Raw genomic sequence first — 19,850 nt, 5'->3', positions numbered from 1 at the left:
ATACGTTTGTGGGAGAGAAAATGTTTCATAGAAAAACACCCGGGGGGATTACTCCGGGTGTTGCATTTTTATAGGGTGTGTCTGCTGCTGGAAAATGGTTTTCATTTTATTCCATGCGATTTCTGTGTTTTCATCGAGGTCAAAGAGGCCTGAATTGCCGATGATAAAAATGTCATTCCCAGCCTCTGCAAGCGTGCGGAAGGTTTTTTCATTACAGGAGCCGTCAACTTCAATGGCATACGTATAATGATTTGTTTCTCTCCATTCTCTGGCCGCCCGGATTTTTTCCGTCATTTCTGCGATAAACGGCTGCCCGGCAAAACCTGGATCAACGGTCATAATCGTCAGTTTATCAATCAAATGCACATAAGGGCTGATCCACTCTAGCGGAGTGGCCGGGTTCAATACAATCCCGACCTTTGCGCCATGATCTTTGATTTTGTGTATCAGCCGAAACGCCGCCCGGTTAATCGTTTCGGCGTGCACGCTAATGTAATCAGCGCCGGCCTCTGCTGTCATATCGATAAAATTCTCCGGCTTCTCAACCATCAGGTGGGCATCAATCGGGAGAGCTGTCACTGTTCTGAGCTGGCTGATGAAAAATGGGGACAGGGTAATGTTTTTGACGAAATGGCCGTCCATAATGTCAATATGATACATATCGGCACGGCTGTTTAGAATAGTGATCTGCTCGTTGAATTTTGTTAAATCCATACACATCAGAGAAGGTGAAAATAAATGTTTCATGACGCAGCATCCCTCACTTTAAGTACATAATTGTATGATCCAGCCAAGAAGAATCCCGATAATGCCAAAGTCCGAATCACCGTAAGTTGTGCCTTCAAATCCGAGCGAGCCAAGAACCGGCAGAAGAAACGCAGGCAGAAAAGAAATGAGAATCCCATTGGCAAACGCACCGAGTACAGCACCCCGCACGCCGCCGGTCGCATTTCCGTAAACTCCCGCCGCCGCTCCTGTAAAGAAATGCGGTACAAGTCCCGGGACAATAACGCTGAGACCGAAGACCGGAAGAAGAAAAATGGATACAATACCCGCCAGGAAGCTGGATAAAAACCCGATAATCACAGCGTTGGGCGCAAAAGGAAAAACCGTCGGACAGTCAAGAGCGGGTTTGGCGCCTTTCACTAGCTTTTCTGCGATGCCTCTAAAAGCAGGGACAATTTCCGCGATTACCATCCGAACCCCCGCCAAGATGACATATACCCCAGCAGCGAACGTAATGGCCTGCATAAAGGAATAAACGAGAAAATGGCTTCCGCCGCTCAACGATGCTTCAATATAGTCCTTTCCGGCGAAAGGAGCGACAATAAAGAAAAGGAGTGCCATCGTTAAAGAAATGGAGACTGACGTATCCCGCAGAAATCCTAATGATTTCGGAACTTTGATATCCTCAGTGGAATGAGATGGATTGCCCGCATGTTTGCCGATGAATCCAGCAATAAAATAGCCGGCAGAACCGAAATGGCCGAGAGCAAGATCATCGCTGCCTGTAATTTTTTTTGTATACGGCTGAAGGATGGCGGGTGACAGCACCATCAGCCCCCCAAGAATAATGGCGCCCGCAGCAATGAGAGGAACACCGCTGATGCCGCCGGTAATCAGCACGGCCGAAATCAATGAAGCCATGTAGAGAATATGATGGCCGGTTAAGAAAATATATTTAAATGGCGTTAGACGCGCCAGCAATATGTTAACAATCATTCCGAAGATCATAATGAGTGCCGTCTCTGTACCAAACGTTTTTTGAGCAATGGCTGAGATTGCATCTGTATTGGGTACGACGCCTTTAATGTGAAATGCTTTTTCGAACATGCTGCCGAATACCGCAAGTGAATCTGAGACAATCGCCGCCCCGGCACTGAGGATGACAAATCCCATGGCCGTTTTCAGTGTGCCCGATACGGTATCCGCAGCATTTTTCTTTTGCAGAAGCAAACCGGCTAAGGCAAAAAGTCCAATTAAGATAGCAGGAGTTCCCAGGAAATCGTTTATCAAAAAATCAAGCATCAGATGCACCCCCGTCGTCTATGTTTTTTTGTGTTACAAGTTGGAAAGGATGGCTTCTTTGATTTCTTTCTGGTCCAGCAGGTTTTTGAGTCCGACCACGTTACGCGTTCCATCGTCAAGGCCTGACACAATATCGGCTGATCCTAAATACAGATCCGCTTGCTCTGTTTTGCTTGAGGTGAGGTCTGTATGTGTCACATCAGCGCTGATGTTCAGTTCATCAATGATTTTTTTTACATTCATTTCAACAATAAAGCTCGATCCGAGTCCATTTCCGCAAACAATTAAGATTTTTTTCACTTGAATCACTCCTAATGTGAGTATTTTTGAATCATTGGCAGCACATCTTCCGCCGATTGAGCGTTAATCAGCAATTGAATGTTTTCCGGATCACCCAGCATATTCGTGAGCTGGGAGAGGGCTTTCAAATGGGTGTCATTGTCGATTGCCGCGAGCACGATAATTAGCTGGACTGAATGCTCGGGCTTCTCTGAAAAGGAAACGGCTTGTTTCAGTCTCAGAAAGCTCATACCGATTTGATTCACACCGTCTTCAGGCCTTGCGTGCGGGATGGCGACATTCGGCGTAATGACGATATATGAGCCCAGTGTCTGAATCGTGGCAATCATGGCATCGACGTATTGCGGGGTAACAGACCCGTCATCCAATAGCGGCTTTGCCGCCATGCGGACAGCATCTTCCCAACCGGGGGCAGAGTCGGCCATCGTTATATGGTTAGGTGTCATTAATTCAGCAAGCATTGGTTTGCGGTTCGCCTCCTTTTCATGTTTGTGCGGCTGTCCTAAATACTCGGTCAGTTCGCGCATCAGCTCTGTTTTATGAATGCCTTCTGCGTGTTTTTCGATGATGCTCATGATGTCATGAACACTTGGATGGAAATGGGCAGCGCTGTTTGAGAGTGCATCTACTTTTTTCAGCAGGCTGATCTTTTCCTTGCTGTTCAGTATGGGATTGACGATGAGCACAGGTACCCCTCTGTCTGGGAGTGGAACGGTAGAGATCAGGACATCCGTTTCAAGCGTCATTGTTTCATAGACACGGCTTGACACGGTTTCCAAAATATCGACATTCGGCAGAAGATCTTCAATTTGGCTCTGCAAAATTTTTGATGTGCCGATGCCGCCCGGACAGACAATAACCGCTGTTTTTCTGAGTGAGGGCGCGACCCCTTCGCGTTTCATCCAGCCTCCGAAATGCATGGCGATAAATGCTGTTTCTTCACTGCTGACAGGCTTTCTTAATTCTTTTTGAAGGTGATGAACGACTTTTTTCGTTAAGCAGAAAATATCACTGTATTTCGTTTTGATGGAGGCAGCTATCTCACTCTCATGAGGGGTGATATCATATTTAATCCTGTAATAAGCTGATTTCAAATGAAGCACCAGATGTTTTTTTAGATTTTCCGGGTCCTGAAAAAGCACGCAGGCGTAACGCTGGAAATCGACAATCATTCTGTCCGCAATATCATGTACCGCACCCAACACACCTGCAATGAGACTTGAAGCGGGGAACTGACTGATTTTAGCCCCTAGCAAATGGATCGTGAAGTAGCACATTTCTTGATCAGAAATAAAGGCTTTTTCCGGCAGTTCCGCAGCTTCCACCGCTCGAACGGCCGCTTCATATTCCTTCGTTTGCCTGATGGCGTATTGCTCTTCTTGTTCTAAAGTGATTTCTTTTCCCGCCTGTATTCTGATCAGAAATAACGTAAAGTGCACACTTAAGCCCGCGAGAACATGATCAGCAAATTTCATGTGAAGAAGTTTTTCGAACGTCAGCAGCATAGAGCGCATGATTTGGATTTGCTGCTCACAAGCAGCTGGATCGGGGCAAAGATCTGTAACCGCCGCAGTGCTGCTGCTCTTTTGCATGAGCTGATTTGCATATTCAGCCAGCATTTTTCGCTTTTGCTGCTCTAATCCTGAGAAAAAATAACCCTTTTCTTTGGTAAAGCAAAGAATGATACCGAATGTCTTCAGCTTTTCGCGAATATGCTTCAAATCCTGAATGGCGGTGTTGCGGCTAACGTGATTTTCGTCAATGAAGTTTTGCAGAAGCAACCGTCTGTTTCTCGTTAAGATACGTAGGATCACTCTTGCCTGTCGCTCTGAAGGAGAAAATTCATATCTTGAATTTGTCAGCGTTTTCATTTCTGATGTCAGCATTTTTTTCGTTTGTTCTTCTAAATAAAATCCTGCTGAACGCCTTATTTTGATCGGTGTCAGTCCTGTCTCTTTCAGCCAGCCGTTAATTTTTTCAATGTCATAATACAGCGTTCTCCTTGAAATGTTTAATTGCTCCGTTAATTCGCCGCAAGTAACATAGCTTTTTGTGTTGAGAACCTGGTGAAGTATGGCTGATCTTCTTTGGTCTAAAAGCATGCCCATCAGCTCCTTATGTGCAGGTGATATCAGTCTGCCGTCCTTCACTTCGTGCGGGCTTATTTTAATTGTAATGGGCAACATCTGAATTTATAAGACCAAATCAGTGCAAACGATTTGTGCAAATATCATTCCTTCACACAAAAAAAGCCAGGCACATGCTGTGCCGGCTTTTAATGACGGTGTCTTTTTGACTAGTTTCTTCTATATAAATAGTCCTTTTATGAACCCGGACGAATCAATGTAAATTCTTCACCGAGCTTTGCATAATGGTTTCCGGCTAATCTGGAAGCAGGCTTTAATTCGTCCGTCAAAATATACCCTTTATCTGCGTCATACACCTTCTCATCGAGGTGAAAACAGACAACTCTGCCAATAAGCAGATCAGCCGTGGTTACACCATGATCATTGTCGAATGTGATATGCCGTTCGAGTTTGCATTCAAAACGAACGCGGGCTTCTTGAATGCCAGGCACCGAGACAGCTGTGCTCTCTACAGAATGGAGAGAGGTGCGTGTCATTTCACTTTCATCCGGCCCTAAACTTGCCGCCGTTTCATTGATGTCTTCAATGATAGCTTCATCACTGACATGGACGACAAATTCACCGTTTTCTATCGCGTTTCTGGCTGTATCTTTTTGCCGTCCTTCTGATCGGTTAACAGAAATACTGAGTAGCGGAGGGTCTGAGCTGACCACGTTATAGAAACTGAAAGGCGCCGCATTGATTGTCCCGCTTGAAGAAAGTGTTGTAACAAATGCGATCGGGCGCGGAATAACGGCTCCTGACAGCAGCTTATACGTGTCCTTGGAACTAAGCTCTTCTGCTTGAAATATGTACATAACAACACCGCCTTTATTGTAAGGATACCATGAGTATAACGAAATTCATTCAAAGAAACCAAATAATGCGGGTTGCATATGCTATGTCATGACATATAACTGATATAGGGGAATTAGAAAATAGGCTACCGTACGTATGCCGGAGCCTATGACAGTTTTGTATTATTTATATTTCTTTTTGACTACCCAGCAATTGCCGTCTTTCCAGAATTCTTTTTTGCTGTCGTAATCATCTTTTTTGCGGTGCTGAAATTTTTTGCCGTGTTTTTTGTGAGATCTCTTCTTATGAGAACAGAACGATTTTTTGTAGCTGCGTGATCTTTTCTTATGAGAACAGAACGATTTTTTGTAGCTGCGTGATCTTTTCTTGTGAGAGCAGTAAGACTTTTTGTAGCTGCGTGATCTTTTCTTGTGAGAGCAGTAAGACTTTTTGTAGCTGCGTGATTTTTTGCGAGAACAGAACGATTTCTTGTAGCTGCGAGACTTTTTGTAAGAACGGTATGATTTTTTGTGGCTGCGAGATTTCTTGTGAGAACAGTAAGATTTTTTATGGCTGCGAGATTTCTTGTGAGAACAGTAAGATTTTTTATGGCTGCGAGATTTCTTGTGAGAACAGTAAGATTTTTTATGGCTGCGAGATTTCTTGTGTGAGCGGTAAGACTTCTTATGGCTGCGTTTTTTTCCACGAGGCTCTTGGTATAAATAAGTTTTTAAACCTTCTTTTTTTGCGGATTTCACCGCTTCTTTGATATCAGAATGGGAATAGTGGCCCAATTGAAATCCTCCTTTTTGTAATTGGTTTAAGGATGAAGATCCTTACTACACACATAGTACGCACGATTGTAAAAAGTGTATAAGTGTTCCGCTGAGATCTCACAAAAATAAAAGCCTAATTTTGAAGGGGGACTACGGATGAAGAATCAATCAAATTTGCCTCTGTATCAGCTGTTTATTCATCCAAAAGACTTACGGGAATTAAAAAAGGATATATGGGATGATGAACCGGTTCCGGCTGTGCTGAAAGTGAATCAGAAAAGATTTGATATCGACATCGCTTATCGCGGATCTCATATTAGAGATTTCAAAAAGAAGTCATACCATATTTCCTTTTATCAGCCGAAAACATTTCGCGGCGCCCGCGAGGTTCACTTGAATGCGGAATATAAAGATCCTTCCATGATGAGAAACAAATTGTCTCTCGATTTTTTCTCAGAGCTTGGGACGCTGTCTCCGAAGGCAGAATTTGTGTTTTTAAAGGTAAATGGGAAGAATGAAGGAGTGTATCTAGAGCTTGAATCCGTCGATGAATATTATTTAGCGAAAAGGAAGCTGGCGGACGGAGCCATTTTTTACGCGGTTGACGATGATGCTAATTTTTCTCTCGTAAGTGATTTGGAGAGAGAAACGAAGACGTCGCTTGAGCATGGGTATGAAAAGAAGACAGGGACCGAGGAAGATGATTTTTACTTACAGGATATGATTTTTAAAATTAATACTGTCCCTAAAGCTCAATTTAAATCAGAAGTGACAAAGCATGTGAATATCGATAAGTATTTGCGCTGGCTGGCCGGCATTGTGTTCACCTCAAACTATGATGGGTTTGTCCATAATTACGCTTTGTACAGAAGCGGGGAAACCGGATTATTTGAAGTGATTCCTTGGGACTATGATGCGACTTGGGGCAGGGATATCCATGGAGAGCGGATGGCTGCAGATTATGTAAGAATTCAAGGGTTTAATACATTAACCGCTCGCATTTTGGATGAACCCGATTTTCGCAGGTCCTACAAGCATCTGTTAGAAAAAACGCTCCAATCTCTCTTTACCATTGAATATATGAAACCAAAAATATTGGCGCTTTATGATCAAATCAGGCCGTTTGTCCTGATGGACCCATATAAAAAGAGTGATATTGAACGTTTTGACCGTGAGCCGGAAGTGATTTTTGAGTATATTAACAATCGTTCACAATACATTAAAAGCAATTTAAGTATTTTGTGAATGCATGATTATAGGTATTCGCTGAAAATCAGACAATTAGGCTATTCAATTAGTTCAAGAAATAACTGTGACACGTATATATGCAATATATTTATCATCTATGTATAAATGACTAGGAGGGTAATGAATGAGCAAGAGGAGAATGAAAAATCATTCAAATCATGATATATCTTACTATAATTTTTTGCATTCAATGCAAGATAAAATTGTTACTGTATATCGAGGAGGTCCGGAATCTAAAAAAGGAAAATTGGTAGCTGTAAAATCAGATTATATCGCCTTACAAACTGAAAAAAAAACCATTTATTATCAATTGGATCATGTCAAAAGTATTACAGAGGATACCAATAATAGCACAACAACAATTGAGACGGCAGAAATGGCTGATGCTGATGATTTTCACAGCTTAATCGGACAGTTAATGAACCAATCAGTGCAATTAAATCAAGGCGGTCCGGAATCTAAAAAAGGAAGTTTGGTATGGCTAGGAGATGATTTCGCTGTGTTAGACACAAATGAGGATGGCGTAGTTTATTTTAATATTCATCACATCAAAAGCATAAGTAAACATGAGGACGCTGTAAATAAAGAAGGACATACGCCAGGTGTCTTGGAAGCTGATCATTTAAACGAAGTTTTTAAGAGCTTAACTCATAAATGGGTTTCGATTAATCGAGGAGGACCAGAAGCAATTGAAGGGATCCTCGTAGATAATGCGGATGGTCATTATACTTTAGTGAAAAATCAAGAAGTGCTTCGGATATATCCTTTTCATATCAAGAGCATCAGCTTAGGCCCAAAAGGCTCTTACAAAAAAGGTGATCAAAAGAAAGAACATGATGATAAAGAAGAAAGCAAAAATGATATAGACCAAAAACAAAAACACGAAGAAGAGGGGGACAGCAGTTCGTTAACCTCTTCAACATCATATAGCTCATCAAGTTCGTCCAAATCATATCGGTCACCAAGATCTTCAGATTATCAATCGTCAACATATGATCATTCATCAGATTCCAAAAGTTCGTCCAAATCATATCGGTCACCAAGATCTTCAGACTATCAATCGTCAACATATAATCGTTCATCAGATTCCAAAAGTTCTTCCAAATCATATCGGTCACCAAGATCTTCAGATTATCAATCGTCAACATATGATCGTTCATCAGATTCCAAAAGTTCTTCCAAATCATATCGGTCACCAAGATCTTCAGATTATCAATCGTCAACATATGATTGTTCATCAGACGCCAAAAGTTCGTCTAAATCATATCGGTCACCAAGATCTTCAGATTATCAATCATCAACATATGATCGTTCATCAGACACCAAAAGTTCGTCCAAATCATATCGGTCATCAAGATCTTCTGATTTTCATCGTACCGGAAGCCAAAAGGAAGATTATAGCTATGAAACGATTGTTAAAACAATAGACTATCATTGGAAGCGCAAATTTTAATAGATAATGAAGGTGCATCAGATAAAGTGATGCCCTTTTTCATTCAATTAAAGGGGGAGAATGGTGAAAGGTTTGAATCAATTTCTTGACACAGATGTTGAGGTTGTCATTTCAGGAGATACAAGATTTGTTGGCACACTTATAGATATTGGACAGGATATTTTTGTTATATTTGATGGCTGCAATTATCTTTATATTCCCTTGCTGCATCTTCATCAAATGAACAAAGCAATAAATACGAATACTGAGAAACCAATTTTAATAGATCTGGAAGATACAATGATGCAGGCGGAAAATAATAGTTTTTCTTATAGAAACACATTAAACAAGGTGAAAGGCAAATTTATTGAAATTTATGTAACGGGGGATCGGTCAATACATGGATATGTTACAAGTGTTTTAAATGATTATATTGTATTTTTTTCACCTGTATTTAAAACACTTTTCATATCTATGCATCACTTAAAATGGTTTACCCCTTATTCAACAGAACAAACGCCGTACACTCTTGATAACTCTCAATTGCCCGTCGTTCCTTCCAGTGTTTCACTTGTGCGTAATTTCGAGGAGCAGATCAAAAAATATGTTGGCCAATTGGTTATATTTGATATGGGGGAAGTGCCAGAGAAAGTCGGTCTATTAAAAGATGTGTCTAATAATATCATTGAGCTTATTAACGCAAGCGGAGAGTCAATCATTTGGAAGTTAAATCACCTAAAGACAATGCATCTCCCCTAGCGCAGCCTATACTGAAAATAAACTGCCCTCGAATAGCAGAAGGCAGTTTTTTGTTTCATCATACTCTGCTAAAGAAATAACCAACTGATCCAAAAATATAAACATGTCAGCGTAAAAAGAACAGTCAGCGGAATGATTAATATGGTCGTTTTTAAATATTCGCCCCAGGAAATACTTTCATCATGCTGTTTTAATATATGCATCCAAATAAGTGTTGCTAATGTTCCTATAGGTAATAATAAGGAACCAATATCACTCCCAATAATATTTGCCAAGTAGATGATTTTTGCTGTTGAAGGATTCAGGCTCATTTCCGTTAAAGTAAAAGTACTGATCATTAAAGCCGGATGGTTGTTGAATAGATTCGAAAAAACAGAGGTAGAGATACCTGATACGAAAGTAGCGTAGGAGAGGCTTCCAGAAACCATTGGTTCAAAATAATTGACAAGTAATTCAGTAAATCCAATATTGTGCAGCCCATAAATGAGGACATACATAGTAAAAGCGAAAATAAAAATGTGCCAAGGTGATTTGTATAACAAGTCTTTAGGAGAGGTTTTGAAATAAACCCATCTCCAGGCCAAAAGGATAATCGATCCGATGACAGCGACAAGAGGAACGGAGATACCGGTATATGACGCGGCAAATAAGCTGATTCTGACGAGAAAAACAAATGCGAGTACAAATAACATTATTTTTGTTTGATTTCGTTTTGGTAATGGAGCTGATGGCGAATGAAGGGGATGGTACCTTCTATGTTGCAGAGACTGAAAATGGTTCGGTATATCCGGCAGGCTTTTAGGAAGACGTTTATAAAAGAAAATAAACAGTAGACAAGCCATAAAAAGGAGTCCCATCATACTAGGGACAAACATCATGGCAGTGTGCAGATATAGATCCATGCCAATCATTTTGAGAGAAATTAAATTTACAATATTACTTACGCCAATCGGTGCGCTGGAGGCTGTAGCTATTAAAACGCCGCTTATTAAATAAGGGGTTTTTTGATGTTTTTTCAAACCTAAATATTTTAAAACCAGCAAAAGGATGGGGGTTGTGATCAAAACGCTCCCATCATTATTTAGGAAAATGGTCATTAAAAAGCAAAGTGAATTGGTTAACCAAAAAAGCTTGATGCCTGATCCCCTGGATTGTTGGAGCAGCTTGGCGGCCACCCAATAAAAGAACCCGAAACTTTCCAATGCAATGGCCATGATCATAGTGGCAAGAATTGTGACCGATGCACCTGTGACTTTTGATCCTATTTCTCCTAAGTCTGTCAATGACACACTTCCGCATAATATCACCATGAAAGCGCCTATTGTTGCGGGGATAGCTTCATTTAACCCTTTCGGTCTCCAGAAAATAAAAAGCATTGTTATGAAAAAAGCGAGCAATGTTAATATACTCGTGAACTGTGTAATATATGTCACCTCTCTATCTATCATTCTTAACATCAAACGATTGTCATGCGCTTACTAGTATCCTTGCCAACTATTTGTACTGTATGTATACGTATACCGATAAGAAGTTGTACTAAGCGATTATATTATATTAATTAAAATTCCATGAGAATCCCAAAAGAAAAAAGAGTTCGCAAGTATCATTTCAGGTACTTGCATCACTCTCTTTAGTTCTTAACTGCTGACAATTTGAAATATTAATAAATTGCTTTAAAAGCGGATTTTGATTGTCTTTGCGATAGGCGATAACCCATTCGGCATTCAGCTGTATTTTATCTATTGTTCGATAAGTCACATCCAAGTTAAATAACTTTTTAGCTGAGGAAGGTACAAATGTAATCCCGATGCCAGCGCTGACTAACCCAATGACCATTTGATATTCAGTCGCTTCCTGTACAATGTTTGGTTTAAAGCCAGCCTGCTCACAAAATTGGATGAAATCAATGTATAAAGTAGGCCATGCTTCCTTGGCTACAGTAATAATCGGTTCATCTCTCAAATCTTCAATTGTAATGGCTTCCTTAGATGTTAACGGGTGTTGTTTAGGCAAAGCCAAAACACAAGGACTGCTTTGGGCGATTTCAGTATGTAATGCTGTATGCTGCAACGGAGGATGAAGTATACCAATATCAATGTTTCCCTTTAGTAGCTCATCCTGCTGCCTAAATGAGGATATTTCCCGTAATTCAATTTTTACTGATGGGAATTTTTTACGGTATTCCCGGACAATCGGCGGCAGAAATTCATATGTAGCTGATCCGACAAAACCGATAACGAGATGGCCATGCTCGCCGCGAGCCGTACGCTGTGCCAGTTCAATCGCTTGATCAATTTGCATCAAAGCCGTACGGCAGTGAGTTAAAAATATTTCTCCGGCTGCGGTTAGCTCCACAAATCGTTTTGTCCTCTTCAGTAGCGTCACCCCGACTTCTTTTTCCAGCTGTTTAATCTGCTGGCTGAGGGGAGGCTGTGTCATGTTCAGCCGAAGTGCAGCTTTTCCGAAATGAAGCTCTTCGGCAACTGCGATAAAGTATTGAAGGTGGCGAAGCTCCATCAATCATGCATTCCTTTCGTAGGTTAATAATTCGTAATACATATTAATCATAAGTCGAATTGATATTGGAGGTCAATTTCCAAAGAGTGTATAGTGAAACGTATCACAAGATTTATTTAAATTTTTATGTTTAAAATGCATAATAAGGAGTGAGGGTGTTGACAAAAGCAACAAAAGAACAAAAATCCCTTGTGAAAAACAGAGGGGCGGAGCTTGTTGTTGATTGCTTAGCGGAGCAAGGTGTCACACATGTATTTGGCATTCCAGGTGCAAAAATTGATGCGGTATTTGACGCTTTACAAGATAAAGGGCCAGAGATCATTGTTGCACGGCATGAACAAAATGCAGCATTTATGGCGCAGGCTGTAGGCCGTTTAACTGGAAAACCGGGAGTCGTTTTAGTCACATCAGGACCGGGTGCTTCTAATCTGGCAACGGGACTGCTGACTGCAAACACTGAAGGTGACCCTGTCGTTGCGCTTGCTGGGAACGTTATCCGTGCCGATCGTTTAAAACGAACTCATCAATCATTGGATAATGCGGCGTTATTTCAGCCGATTACAAAATACAGTGTAGAGGTTCAAGACGTAAAAAACATACCGGAAGCTGTTACAAATGCATTTAGAGCAGCGTCAGCAGGTCAGGCTGGGGCCGCTTTTGTGAGCTTTCCGCAAGATGTTGTGAATGAAGTCACAAACACCAAAAACGTGCGTGCAGTGGAAGCGCCAAAACTTGGCCCTGCACCTGATGATGCAATCAGTGCTGCTATCGCGAAAATCCAAACAGCAAAACTTCCTGTGGTTCTAGTCGGAATGAAAGGCGGAAGACCTAAAGCGATCAAAGCGGTTCGCAAGCTTTTGAAAAAGGTTCAGCTTCCATTCGTAGAAACATTTCAGGCTGCCGGCACTCTTACGAGAGATTTAGAGGATCAATATTTCGGCCGTATCGGTTTATTCCGCAACCAGCCGGGCGATCTGTTGCTTGAGCAGGCTGATGTTGTTCTGACAATCGGCTATGACCCAATTGAATACGATCCGAAATTCTGGAATGTCAATGGAGACCGGACGATTATCCATTTAGATGAGATTCTGGCTGACATTGATCATGCGTACCAGCCAGAGCTTGAATTGATCGGGGATATTCCTTCTACTTTGAATCATATCGAACATGATGCTGTAAAAGTGGATTTTGCGGAACGTGAGCAAAAAATCCTTTCTGAATTAAAAGAATATATGCATGAGGGAGAGCAGGTGCCTGCAGATTGGAAGTCAGACAGACTGCATCCTCTTGAGATCGTTAAAGCATTACGGAATGCAGTCGAGGATAACGTCACAGTGACATGCGATATCGGTTCACACGCGATTTGGATGTCCCGTTATTTCCGCAGCTATGAGCCATTAACATTAATGATCAGTAACGGTATGCAAACACTTGGTGTTGCGCTTCCGTGGGCAATCGGTGCTTCATTAGTGAAACCGGGTGAAAAAGTCGTTTCTGTCTCTGGTGACGGCGGTTTCTTATTCTCAGCAATGGAGTTAGAGACAGCGGTGCGCTTAAAAGCTCCAATTGTACACATTGTATGGAACGACAGCACATATGACATGGTTGCATTCCAGCAATTGAAAAAATACAATCGTACATCTGCAGTCGAGTTTGGAAACATTGATATCGTGAAATATGCGGAAAGCTTCGGGGCAACCGGTTTGCGTGTCGAATCACCAGACCAGCTGGAAGGTGTTCTGCGTCAAGCCATGAATGCTGAAGGCCCTGTTATCATTGATGTCCCAGTTGACTACAGTGATAACGTTAATTTAGCGAGTGACAAGCTCCCAAAAGAATTTGGAGAACTGATGAAAACAAAAGCTCTCTAGCACTCTGCGCACCAAGACACTGTTTTCGAAGAACAGCACATTACTAAAGGAGTGAAGGGAATATGAAACACGAAAGCAATATTCAAATGCTGAGCCGCGGCAAAAAAGAACAGCCCGTGAGCCAAATTTATCAAGTATCAACAATGACTTCTCTTTTAGACGGAGTATATGACGGCGATTTTGAACTGTCAGATATTCCGAAATACGGTGACTTCGGTATCGGAACCTTTAACAAGCTTGATGGAGAGCTGATTGGGTTTGACGGCGAATTTTATCGTCTTCGTTCCGACGGCACTGCGACACCGGTGCAAAGCGGAGACCGCTCTCCGTTCTGCTCATTTACGTTCTTTACACCGGACATGACGCACAAAATTGATGCGAAAATGACACGTGAAGAATTTGAAAAAGAAATCAATAGCATTCTGCCAAGTAAAAACCTATTTTATGCCATCCGTATTGATGGATTGTTTAAAAAAGTGCAGACAAGAACGGTAGAACTGCAAGAAAAACCTTATGTGCCAATGGTTGAAGCGGTCAAAACACAGCCGATTTTCAACTTTGACAACATCAGAGGGACAATCGTTGGTTTCTTGACTCCTGCTTATGCGAACGGAATCGCTGTTTCTGGCTATCACCTGCACTTCATTGACGAAGGACGAAATACAGGCGGACACGTCTTTGATTATGTGCTTGAGGATTGCACGGTGACGATCTCTCAAAAAATGAACATGAATCTCAGACTTCCAAATACAGCAGATTTCTTTAATGCGAATCTGGATAACCCGGATTTCGCCAAAGATATCGAAACCACTGAAGGAAGCCCGGAATAAAAAAAGAAAGCCCGCACATGTGCAGGGCTTTCTTTTCATTTGCACTTTACCTGATTTTAGTTAAAATAACATTAAAACGATAAAGGTGTGGGTCTCCTTGAAAGTACTGGTTTTGGCTGTTCATCCGCAAATGGATACCTCAGTCGTCAATAAGGCGTGGGTAGAGGAATTAAGTAAACATGACAATATCACTGTTCGGGAGCTTTATAAGGAATATCCGGATGAAGCCATCGATGTTGCCAAAGAGCAGCAGCTGTGCGAGCAATACGATCGGATTGTTTTCCAATTTCCGCTTTATTGGTACAGCTCTCCGCCGCTTCTTAAAAAATGGCAGGATCTTGTGCTGACATACGGCTGGGCCTTCGGGTCAGAAGGGAAAGCTCTGCATGGCAAAGAGCTGATGCTGGCTGTTTCTACAGGAAGCGAAGCAGAAAAGTATCAGGCAGGCGGAGGGAACCATTATTCGATCAGTGAGCTCCTGAAGCCGTTTCAGGCGACAAGCAATCTAATTGGCATGACATATCTTCCGCCATATGTGTTTTATGGCGTGAAATACGCAAATGCTGAGGATATTGCAATCAGTGCAAAACGGTTAGCAGATTATATCCAGCAGCCTTTTTCTTAAAAAGAAAAAAGCCCTGTCCGGTGTGGGACAGGGCTTTCTCTATTAAAAATCGGGTAATTCAGATAGGTTGTTATCCTTAATGCCGTCTGGCTCACTTCGTAAAATGTCACGTCCGTATTTATGAAATACATCAACGTGAGCGAGCTTCCCAGCTTTTGCTTCTGATAGCGCAGTGGGATAGTCCAGTTCTCTTCCTGCGTTCGTTTTCACCGCGATAATATTGTCTTCCTCATTTCTTCTGACCGCGATAATTTCTTCTTTTCCGGACGTATCAACTGGCTGATCGATATTTGTTTGTTTGGTTTTATACGAGTCATATGCAGCTTCAAATTGATCCATTTTTCCACCTCCATCCCTTAACGTAAACAAAAATGCTGTTGATCATGTATAGGTTTCGACATAGCAGACGACAATATTTCCTGAGAAATATTTTGAATGCGACAATTCAATCCATAATTAGCGAAGAAAAAAGGGATTCCGTTCTGTAAACGGAATCCCTTTTGGTTATTTTGTCATTTGCAAATCCTTTGTTTTGATATAACCTGTTTTACCGCCGTAATCTACATAGACCCAATCAAAGTCAAAGCCGCCTTTTTTTGTTTTACTCCAGCCTAAAAAAGATACGCTTGTGTTAGCCGGGAGTGTCTTGATGCTTTTTCCTTCAGCAGATGTATATGCTTTCGTTTTTGTTTTGGTTTTTACCGTTGTTGCTGCCTTTACAATGTAATGAGTGGAGACAAAGCCTGTCTTTCCGTTTTTGTAATGAACCTTTGCCCAATCAGCGTTTGAAAACGAAATGAGCTTTAAGCTGTCGCCCAGGTGAAGTGTATCGGCTTTAGAGCTTGTAGCGGAGGCCTTTGTTCTGACATTCAGAGCCTCTGCTGAAACCAAGTATGAATCAATCGGGTAGCTGTATAAATCATCAATGCTTACGTTTGTTACTGGCTGTTGTGCATGAATTGTGTTTGCACCGCCAGCAGAAGCGGCAGTTATTCCAGCTGCAAGTGCAAGTGTAGACAATATTTTCGTGGATTTGTACATTGCGTTCCTCTCCTCACATAAGAGAAATAATCATTTCTATTATCCCTTTCACGTTTTGTCCGGTTGCTAAACATAAAAAAGGATCAGATAAGATCTGATCCTTTGCATTATTTTTTCGTTTCCAGCTTAAGCGGCGCTGATATTGTTTTTTTTACTTTCTTTCCATGTAAAATCTGATCTGCTGCTTCCGTTGCCAGTTTACCGATTAATTCAGGCTGCTGAGCGACAGTGGCAGAGAGCTTACCGTCTTTAATCGAAGAAATCGCATCCTTATTTCCGTCAAAACCGACGACTAAAATGTCTTTACCGGAGCTGTTAATCGCTTCGAGAGCTCCAAGCGCCATTTCATCATTATGAGCGAAAACCGCTTGGATATCCGGGTGTCCTTGGAGCAGGTTTTCCATGACCGTCAGGCCTTTAGTGCGGTCAAAGTCAGCTGATTGTTTTGTGACAACGTCCAGCTTTTGATCCGCGATTTTGTGAAAGCCTGAACCGCGTTCCCGTGTAGCGGATGCACCCGGAACGCCTTCAAGCTCCGCCACCTTAGCTCCATTTCCAAGCTTGTCTGCGATGAACTCTGCGGCCATTTCTCCGCCTTTTACATTGTCTGAAGCCACGAGGGTTTCCACTTTGCCTTGTTCAGCGGACCGGTCAATTGAGACGACAGGCACACCGATTGAATTTGCAGACTCTACTGCCGTTGAAATAGCCGATGAATCAGTCGGATTAATTAACAGCGCATCGACGCCCTGCTGAATTAAGTCCTCCACATCACTTGTCTGCTTGGAGGAATCATTTTGTGCATCGACGATGATGACCTTCATTCCGCGCTTTTCCGCTTCTTTTTCAATTCCCTTTTTTAAAGAGACAAAAAAGGGATTGTTAAGCGTTGAGATCGACAAGCCGATGGTAAATTCCTTTTTATTATCTGAGTTTGAAGGCTTCGCCCATTGGGGAGGCTCAAGCGAACAGGCGCTCAATACAAACAGTGACAGTGCCAAAATGACGGATACAGCCTTTTTCATGTAAAACCCTCCTATGCTGACTTTTTGCGGTCTAATAATACCGCGATTAAAATGACAATCCCTTTAACAACCAGCTGATAAAATGATGAGACGCCAAGCAAGTTGAGACCATTATTGAGTGTGCCGATGATCAGCACCCCAATTAACGTTCCGATAATGCGCCCGCGGCCCCCGGATAGACTCGTTCCGCCTAAGACCACCGCCGCAATGGCATCCAGTTCATATGATTCTCCAGCTGTCGGCTGTGCTGAGTGGAGACGGGAAGTCAAAATCGCGCCGGCAAGGGCGGATAATAGACCGGCTAAAGCGTAAATCATGACTTTTACACGTGTGACTTTAATGCCTGAAATGAGCGCCGCTTTTTCATTGCCGCCAATTGCGTATGTACGGCGCCCGAACGGCGTTTTGTGTAGCAGCACCCAAAGGATAACAAAGGCGAGAACCATTGTAATCGCCGGTACAGGAATTCCTAAAAAATAACCGCGGCCGAACAGCTGAAAGGCATAATGAGTGCCAAGCCCTGTGATCGGGTTTCCGTCTGTATACACAAGAGTAAGTCCGCGGAACACAGTCATGGTCGCAAGTGTCGCAATGAAAGGGGCCATTTTCCCTTTTGTGATTAACAATCCATTGATCATCCCGAGCAGAGCGCCAATCAGACAGCCTATGATGACGGCGAGTATCGGGTCGACACCAGATACAATCATCCCCGCGACTAAGGCGCTGGACAGGGCGAGAATAGCCCCGACAGAAAGATCAATGCCCCCAGTTAAAATAACGAAGGTCATGCCGAATGCGATCAAGCCGTTAATCGCCACCTGCCGAAGCAGGTTTAAAATATTTAGAGGCTCAAGGAAGCTCGGATTTAAAATCGATACAATCATAACGAGAATAAATAAACCGAGAAACGGGCCGAGCTTCTGCATGACGCCATCAAAGTGAATCTGTTTTTTTTCTGATTGCTTCAGTTGTTCCGTTTTCATGTTACCGACCTCCCGTGGCAAGTGTCATAATTCGTTCTTGTGTCGCTTCACGCGCTTCGATGTCTCCGCTGATTCTGCCTTCATGGACAACAATGATTCTGTCACTCATCCCGAGTATTTCCGGCAGCTCTGATGACACCATAATGATGCCGACACCGCGGTCAGTGAGCTCATTCATCAGCGTATAAATTTCCCGTTTCGCGCCTACATCCACGCCTCTTGTCGGCTCATCCAATATGAGCACTTTTGGGCCGATGCCGATCCATTTTGCAATCACGACCTTTTGCTGGTTGCCGCCGGACAATTGGCGCGCGTGCGTTTCCGGTGAAGCCGTTTTGATGGTCAGGCGTTTTATGAGAAGGTCTACAAACTCTGCTTCCCGCTTGTAATCAATGATGCCCTTTGGAGAAAAACTGGCCAAATTGGGCAGCGCAATATTTTCACGAATGGATGTGTCGAGCAGCAATCCCTCATCTTTGCGGTTTTCCGTAATGAAGCCGAGCCCTTTTTTTACAGCATCATACGGATTCTTAATAGCAGTCTTTTTTCCTGCAATCCAAATTTCTCCCGAATCGAGCCGGTCAATGCCGAACAGCCCTCTCATCATTTCTGTACGTCCGGCTCCCATTAAACCGGAAACGCCGACAATTTCACCGGAACGGACATAAAAGCTGATATCTTCAAAGCGCCCTTTTGAGGAGGCGTTTTTCACCTCGAATATTTTGTCTCCGAGTGAAGGGACGCGTTTAGGGTATCGTTCCGTCAGCTCACGTCCGACCATTTTTTTCACGACCTCGTCAAAATTGGTTTCTGAAATGTTTGTTGTATCGACCGTTTTACCGTCACGCATGATGGTGATTCTGTCGCAAATCGTGAAAATTTCTTCCATTCGATGTGAAATGTATACAATGGAAACACCGTTCTTTTTTAAAGCCGTAATGACGTCAAACAGCTTGCTGATTTCCCGTTCAGTCAAAGCCGCGGTAGGTTCATCCATTATGATCACCTCCGCATTTGTCATGAGCGCTTTTGCAATTTCAATCATCTGCTGCTGTCCGACGGAGCATTCACCTGCTTCTTGATCAAGAGAAAGAGAGACGGATAGTTTATCAAATTGCTCTTTTGCTAGCGCTTTCATTTTTCTTGTTTGTAAAATACCAAATTTCGTTGACATTTCTTTTCCGATAAATAGATTCTCAAGAACGGACATGTCCGGCCAAATATTCAGTTCCTGATGGATGAAGGCGATTCCGTGCTGCTCGGCTTCCTTTGGGTTGGAGAAATACGTCTCGTTGCCATTTATAGTGATCCGACCTTTGTCCAGTTTGTGCAGACCAGTCAGGATGTTCATCAGGGTGGACTTGCCGGCGCCGTTTTCTCCCATCAATGCATGAACTTCGCCAGGCTTGAGCTGGAAGGATACACCTGAAAGCACCTGGTTTTTCGCGAATGCTTTATGAATGTCATTCATTTCGATTTGCATATCGATCC

19 protein-coding genes are annotated in these 19,850 nt (G+C 42.6%); 6 read left to right on the top strand and 13 right to left on the bottom strand.

What is annotated here, in order from left to right; all coding sequences use genetic code 11:
- Nucleotides 1–48 precede the first annotated feature (48 nt).
- From alsE to NSU16_RS17865, 6 genes are all read right to left on the bottom strand, one after another.
- Nucleotides 49–747: a D-allulose 6-phosphate 3-epimerase gene (gene alsE, locus NSU16_RS17890; RefSeq protein WP_339191660.1), complete on the bottom strand. Its 699-nt coding sequence runs from the start codon at nt 745–747 to the stop codon at nt 49–51.
- A gap of 18 nt (nt 748–765) precedes the next feature.
- Nucleotides 766–2,028, bottom strand: coding sequence for a PTS ascorbate transporter subunit IIC (locus tag NSU16_RS17885; protein ID WP_339191659.1), 1,263 nt, complete (start codon nt 2,026–2,028; stop codon nt 766–768).
- A 33-nt stretch (nt 2,029–2,061) separates the two neighbouring features.
- A complete protein-coding gene (locus tag NSU16_RS17880; protein ID WP_268448191.1) occupies nt 2,062–2,328 on the bottom strand; it encodes a PTS sugar transporter subunit IIB in 267 nt (88 codons plus the stop codon).
- An 11-nt stretch (nt 2,329–2,339) separates the two neighbouring features.
- A complete protein-coding gene (locus NSU16_RS17875; protein ID WP_339191658.1) occupies nt 2,340–4,514 on the bottom strand; it encodes a BglG family transcription antiterminator in 2,175 nt (724 codons plus the stop codon).
- 137 nt (nt 4,515–4,651) lie between these two features.
- Nucleotides 4,652–5,272 carry a flavin reductase family protein gene (locus NSU16_RS17870; protein WP_010332135.1) on the bottom strand — a complete coding sequence of 207 codons (621 nt, stop codon included), beginning with the start codon at nt 5,270–5,272 and terminating at the stop codon, nt 4,652–4,654.
- Between the two features lie 162 nt (nt 5,273–5,434).
- Nucleotides 5,435–6,046 carry a spore gernimation protein GerQ gene (locus tag NSU16_RS17865; RefSeq protein ID WP_339191657.1) on the bottom strand — a complete coding sequence of 204 codons (612 nt, stop codon included), beginning with the start codon at nt 6,044–6,046 and terminating at the stop codon, nt 5,435–5,437.
- Between the two features lie 138 nt (nt 6,047–6,184).
- Between NSU16_RS17865 and cotH the strand changes: the two genes are divergently transcribed.
- The 3 genes from cotH to NSU16_RS17850 all read left to right on the top strand — a co-directional run bounded on the left by cotH (nt 6,185) and on the right by NSU16_RS17850 (nt 9,467).
- Nucleotides 6,185–7,273: a spore coat protein CotH gene (cotH, locus tag NSU16_RS17860; RefSeq protein WP_268448195.1), complete on the top strand. Its 1,089-nt coding sequence runs from the start codon at nt 6,185–6,187 to the stop codon at nt 7,271–7,273.
- 127 nt (nt 7,274–7,400) lie between these two features.
- Nucleotides 7,401–8,729 (top strand): spore coat protein CotH, encoded by a 1,329-nt coding sequence (locus tag NSU16_RS17855; protein WP_339191656.1) that lies wholly within the window; start codon nt 7,401–7,403, stop codon nt 8,727–8,729.
- A 63-nt stretch (nt 8,730–8,792) separates the two neighbouring features.
- Nucleotides 8,793–9,467 carry a DUF2642 domain-containing protein gene (locus tag NSU16_RS17850; RefSeq protein WP_339192720.1) on the top strand — a complete coding sequence of 225 codons (675 nt, stop codon included), beginning with the start codon at nt 8,793–8,795 and terminating at the stop codon, nt 9,465–9,467.
- Nucleotides 9,468–9,535: 68 nt separating this feature from the next.
- On the opposite strand, the gene NSU16_RS17845 is transcribed toward NSU16_RS17850, so the two are convergent.
- Nucleotides 9,536–10,864, bottom strand: coding sequence for an arsenic transporter (locus tag NSU16_RS17845; protein ID WP_010332130.1), 1,329 nt, complete (start codon nt 10,862–10,864; stop codon nt 9,536–9,538).
- A 211-nt stretch (nt 10,865–11,075) separates the two neighbouring features.
- The gene (gene alsR, locus NSU16_RS17840) at nt 11,076–11,984 is read right to left on the bottom strand and encodes an acetoin biosynthesis transcriptional regulator AlsR (protein WP_010332129.1); all 909 of its coding nucleotides are present in this window, start codon (nt 11,982–11,984) and stop codon (nt 11,076–11,078) included.
- Between the two features lie 158 nt (nt 11,985–12,142).
- On the opposite strand from alsR, the gene alsS reads away from it, so the two are divergent.
- From alsS to NSU16_RS17825, 3 genes are all read left to right on the top strand, one after another.
- A complete protein-coding gene (gene alsS / locus NSU16_RS17835; RefSeq protein ID WP_339191655.1) occupies nt 12,143–13,855 on the top strand; it encodes an acetolactate synthase AlsS in 1,713 nt (570 codons plus the stop codon).
- Between the two features lie 62 nt (nt 13,856–13,917).
- A complete protein-coding gene (gene budA, locus NSU16_RS17830) occupies nt 13,918–14,685 on the top strand; it encodes an acetolactate decarboxylase (RefSeq protein WP_010332127.1) in 768 nt (255 codons plus the stop codon).
- Nucleotides 14,686–14,782: 97 nt separating this feature from the next.
- Nucleotides 14,783–15,310, top strand: a complete 528-nt coding sequence (locus NSU16_RS17825) for an NAD(P)H-dependent oxidoreductase (RefSeq protein ID WP_168748912.1) — start codon at nt 14,783–14,785, stop codon at nt 15,308–15,310.
- 42 nt (nt 15,311–15,352) lie between these two features.
- Here NSU16_RS17825 and NSU16_RS17820 read toward each other — a convergent pair whose 3' ends face one another.
- The 5 genes from NSU16_RS17820 to NSU16_RS17800 all read right to left on the bottom strand — a co-directional run bounded on the left by NSU16_RS17820 (nt 15,353) and on the right by NSU16_RS17800 (nt 19,842).
- Nucleotides 15,353–15,649 carry a DUF3892 domain-containing protein gene (locus NSU16_RS17820; RefSeq protein WP_326227541.1) on the bottom strand — a complete coding sequence of 99 codons (297 nt, stop codon included), beginning with the start codon at nt 15,647–15,649 and terminating at the stop codon, nt 15,353–15,355.
- 165 nt (nt 15,650–15,814) lie between these two features.
- Entirely contained in the window at nt 15,815–16,351 is a 537-nt protein-coding gene (locus tag NSU16_RS17815; RefSeq protein WP_010332124.1) for an SH3 domain-containing protein, read from the bottom strand.
- A 107-nt stretch (nt 16,352–16,458) separates the two neighbouring features.
- A complete protein-coding gene (rbsB, locus tag NSU16_RS17810; protein WP_010332123.1) occupies nt 16,459–17,376 on the bottom strand; it encodes a ribose ABC transporter substrate-binding protein RbsB in 918 nt (305 codons plus the stop codon).
- 11 nt (nt 17,377–17,387) lie between these two features.
- Nucleotides 17,388–18,359 (bottom strand): ribose ABC transporter permease RbsC, encoded by a 972-nt coding sequence (gene rbsC, locus NSU16_RS17805; protein WP_168748908.1) that lies wholly within the window; start codon nt 18,357–18,359, stop codon nt 17,388–17,390.
- A gap of 1 nt (nt 18,360) precedes the next feature.
- Nucleotides 18,361–19,842 carry a sugar ABC transporter ATP-binding protein gene (locus tag NSU16_RS17800; RefSeq protein WP_268448203.1) on the bottom strand — a complete coding sequence of 494 codons (1,482 nt, stop codon included), beginning with the start codon at nt 19,840–19,842 and terminating at the stop codon, nt 18,361–18,363.
- Nucleotides 19,843–19,850 lie beyond the last annotated feature (8 nt).

It is taken from the genome of Bacillus sp. FSL K6-1003 (assembly GCF_037964945.1).
Taxonomy (GTDB): domain Bacteria; phylum Bacillota; class Bacilli; order Bacillales; family Bacillaceae; genus Bacillus; species Bacillus mojavensis.
Note: the sequence above shows the minus strand (reverse complement) of the source record. Positions and strands in the feature narration are given on the sequence as shown.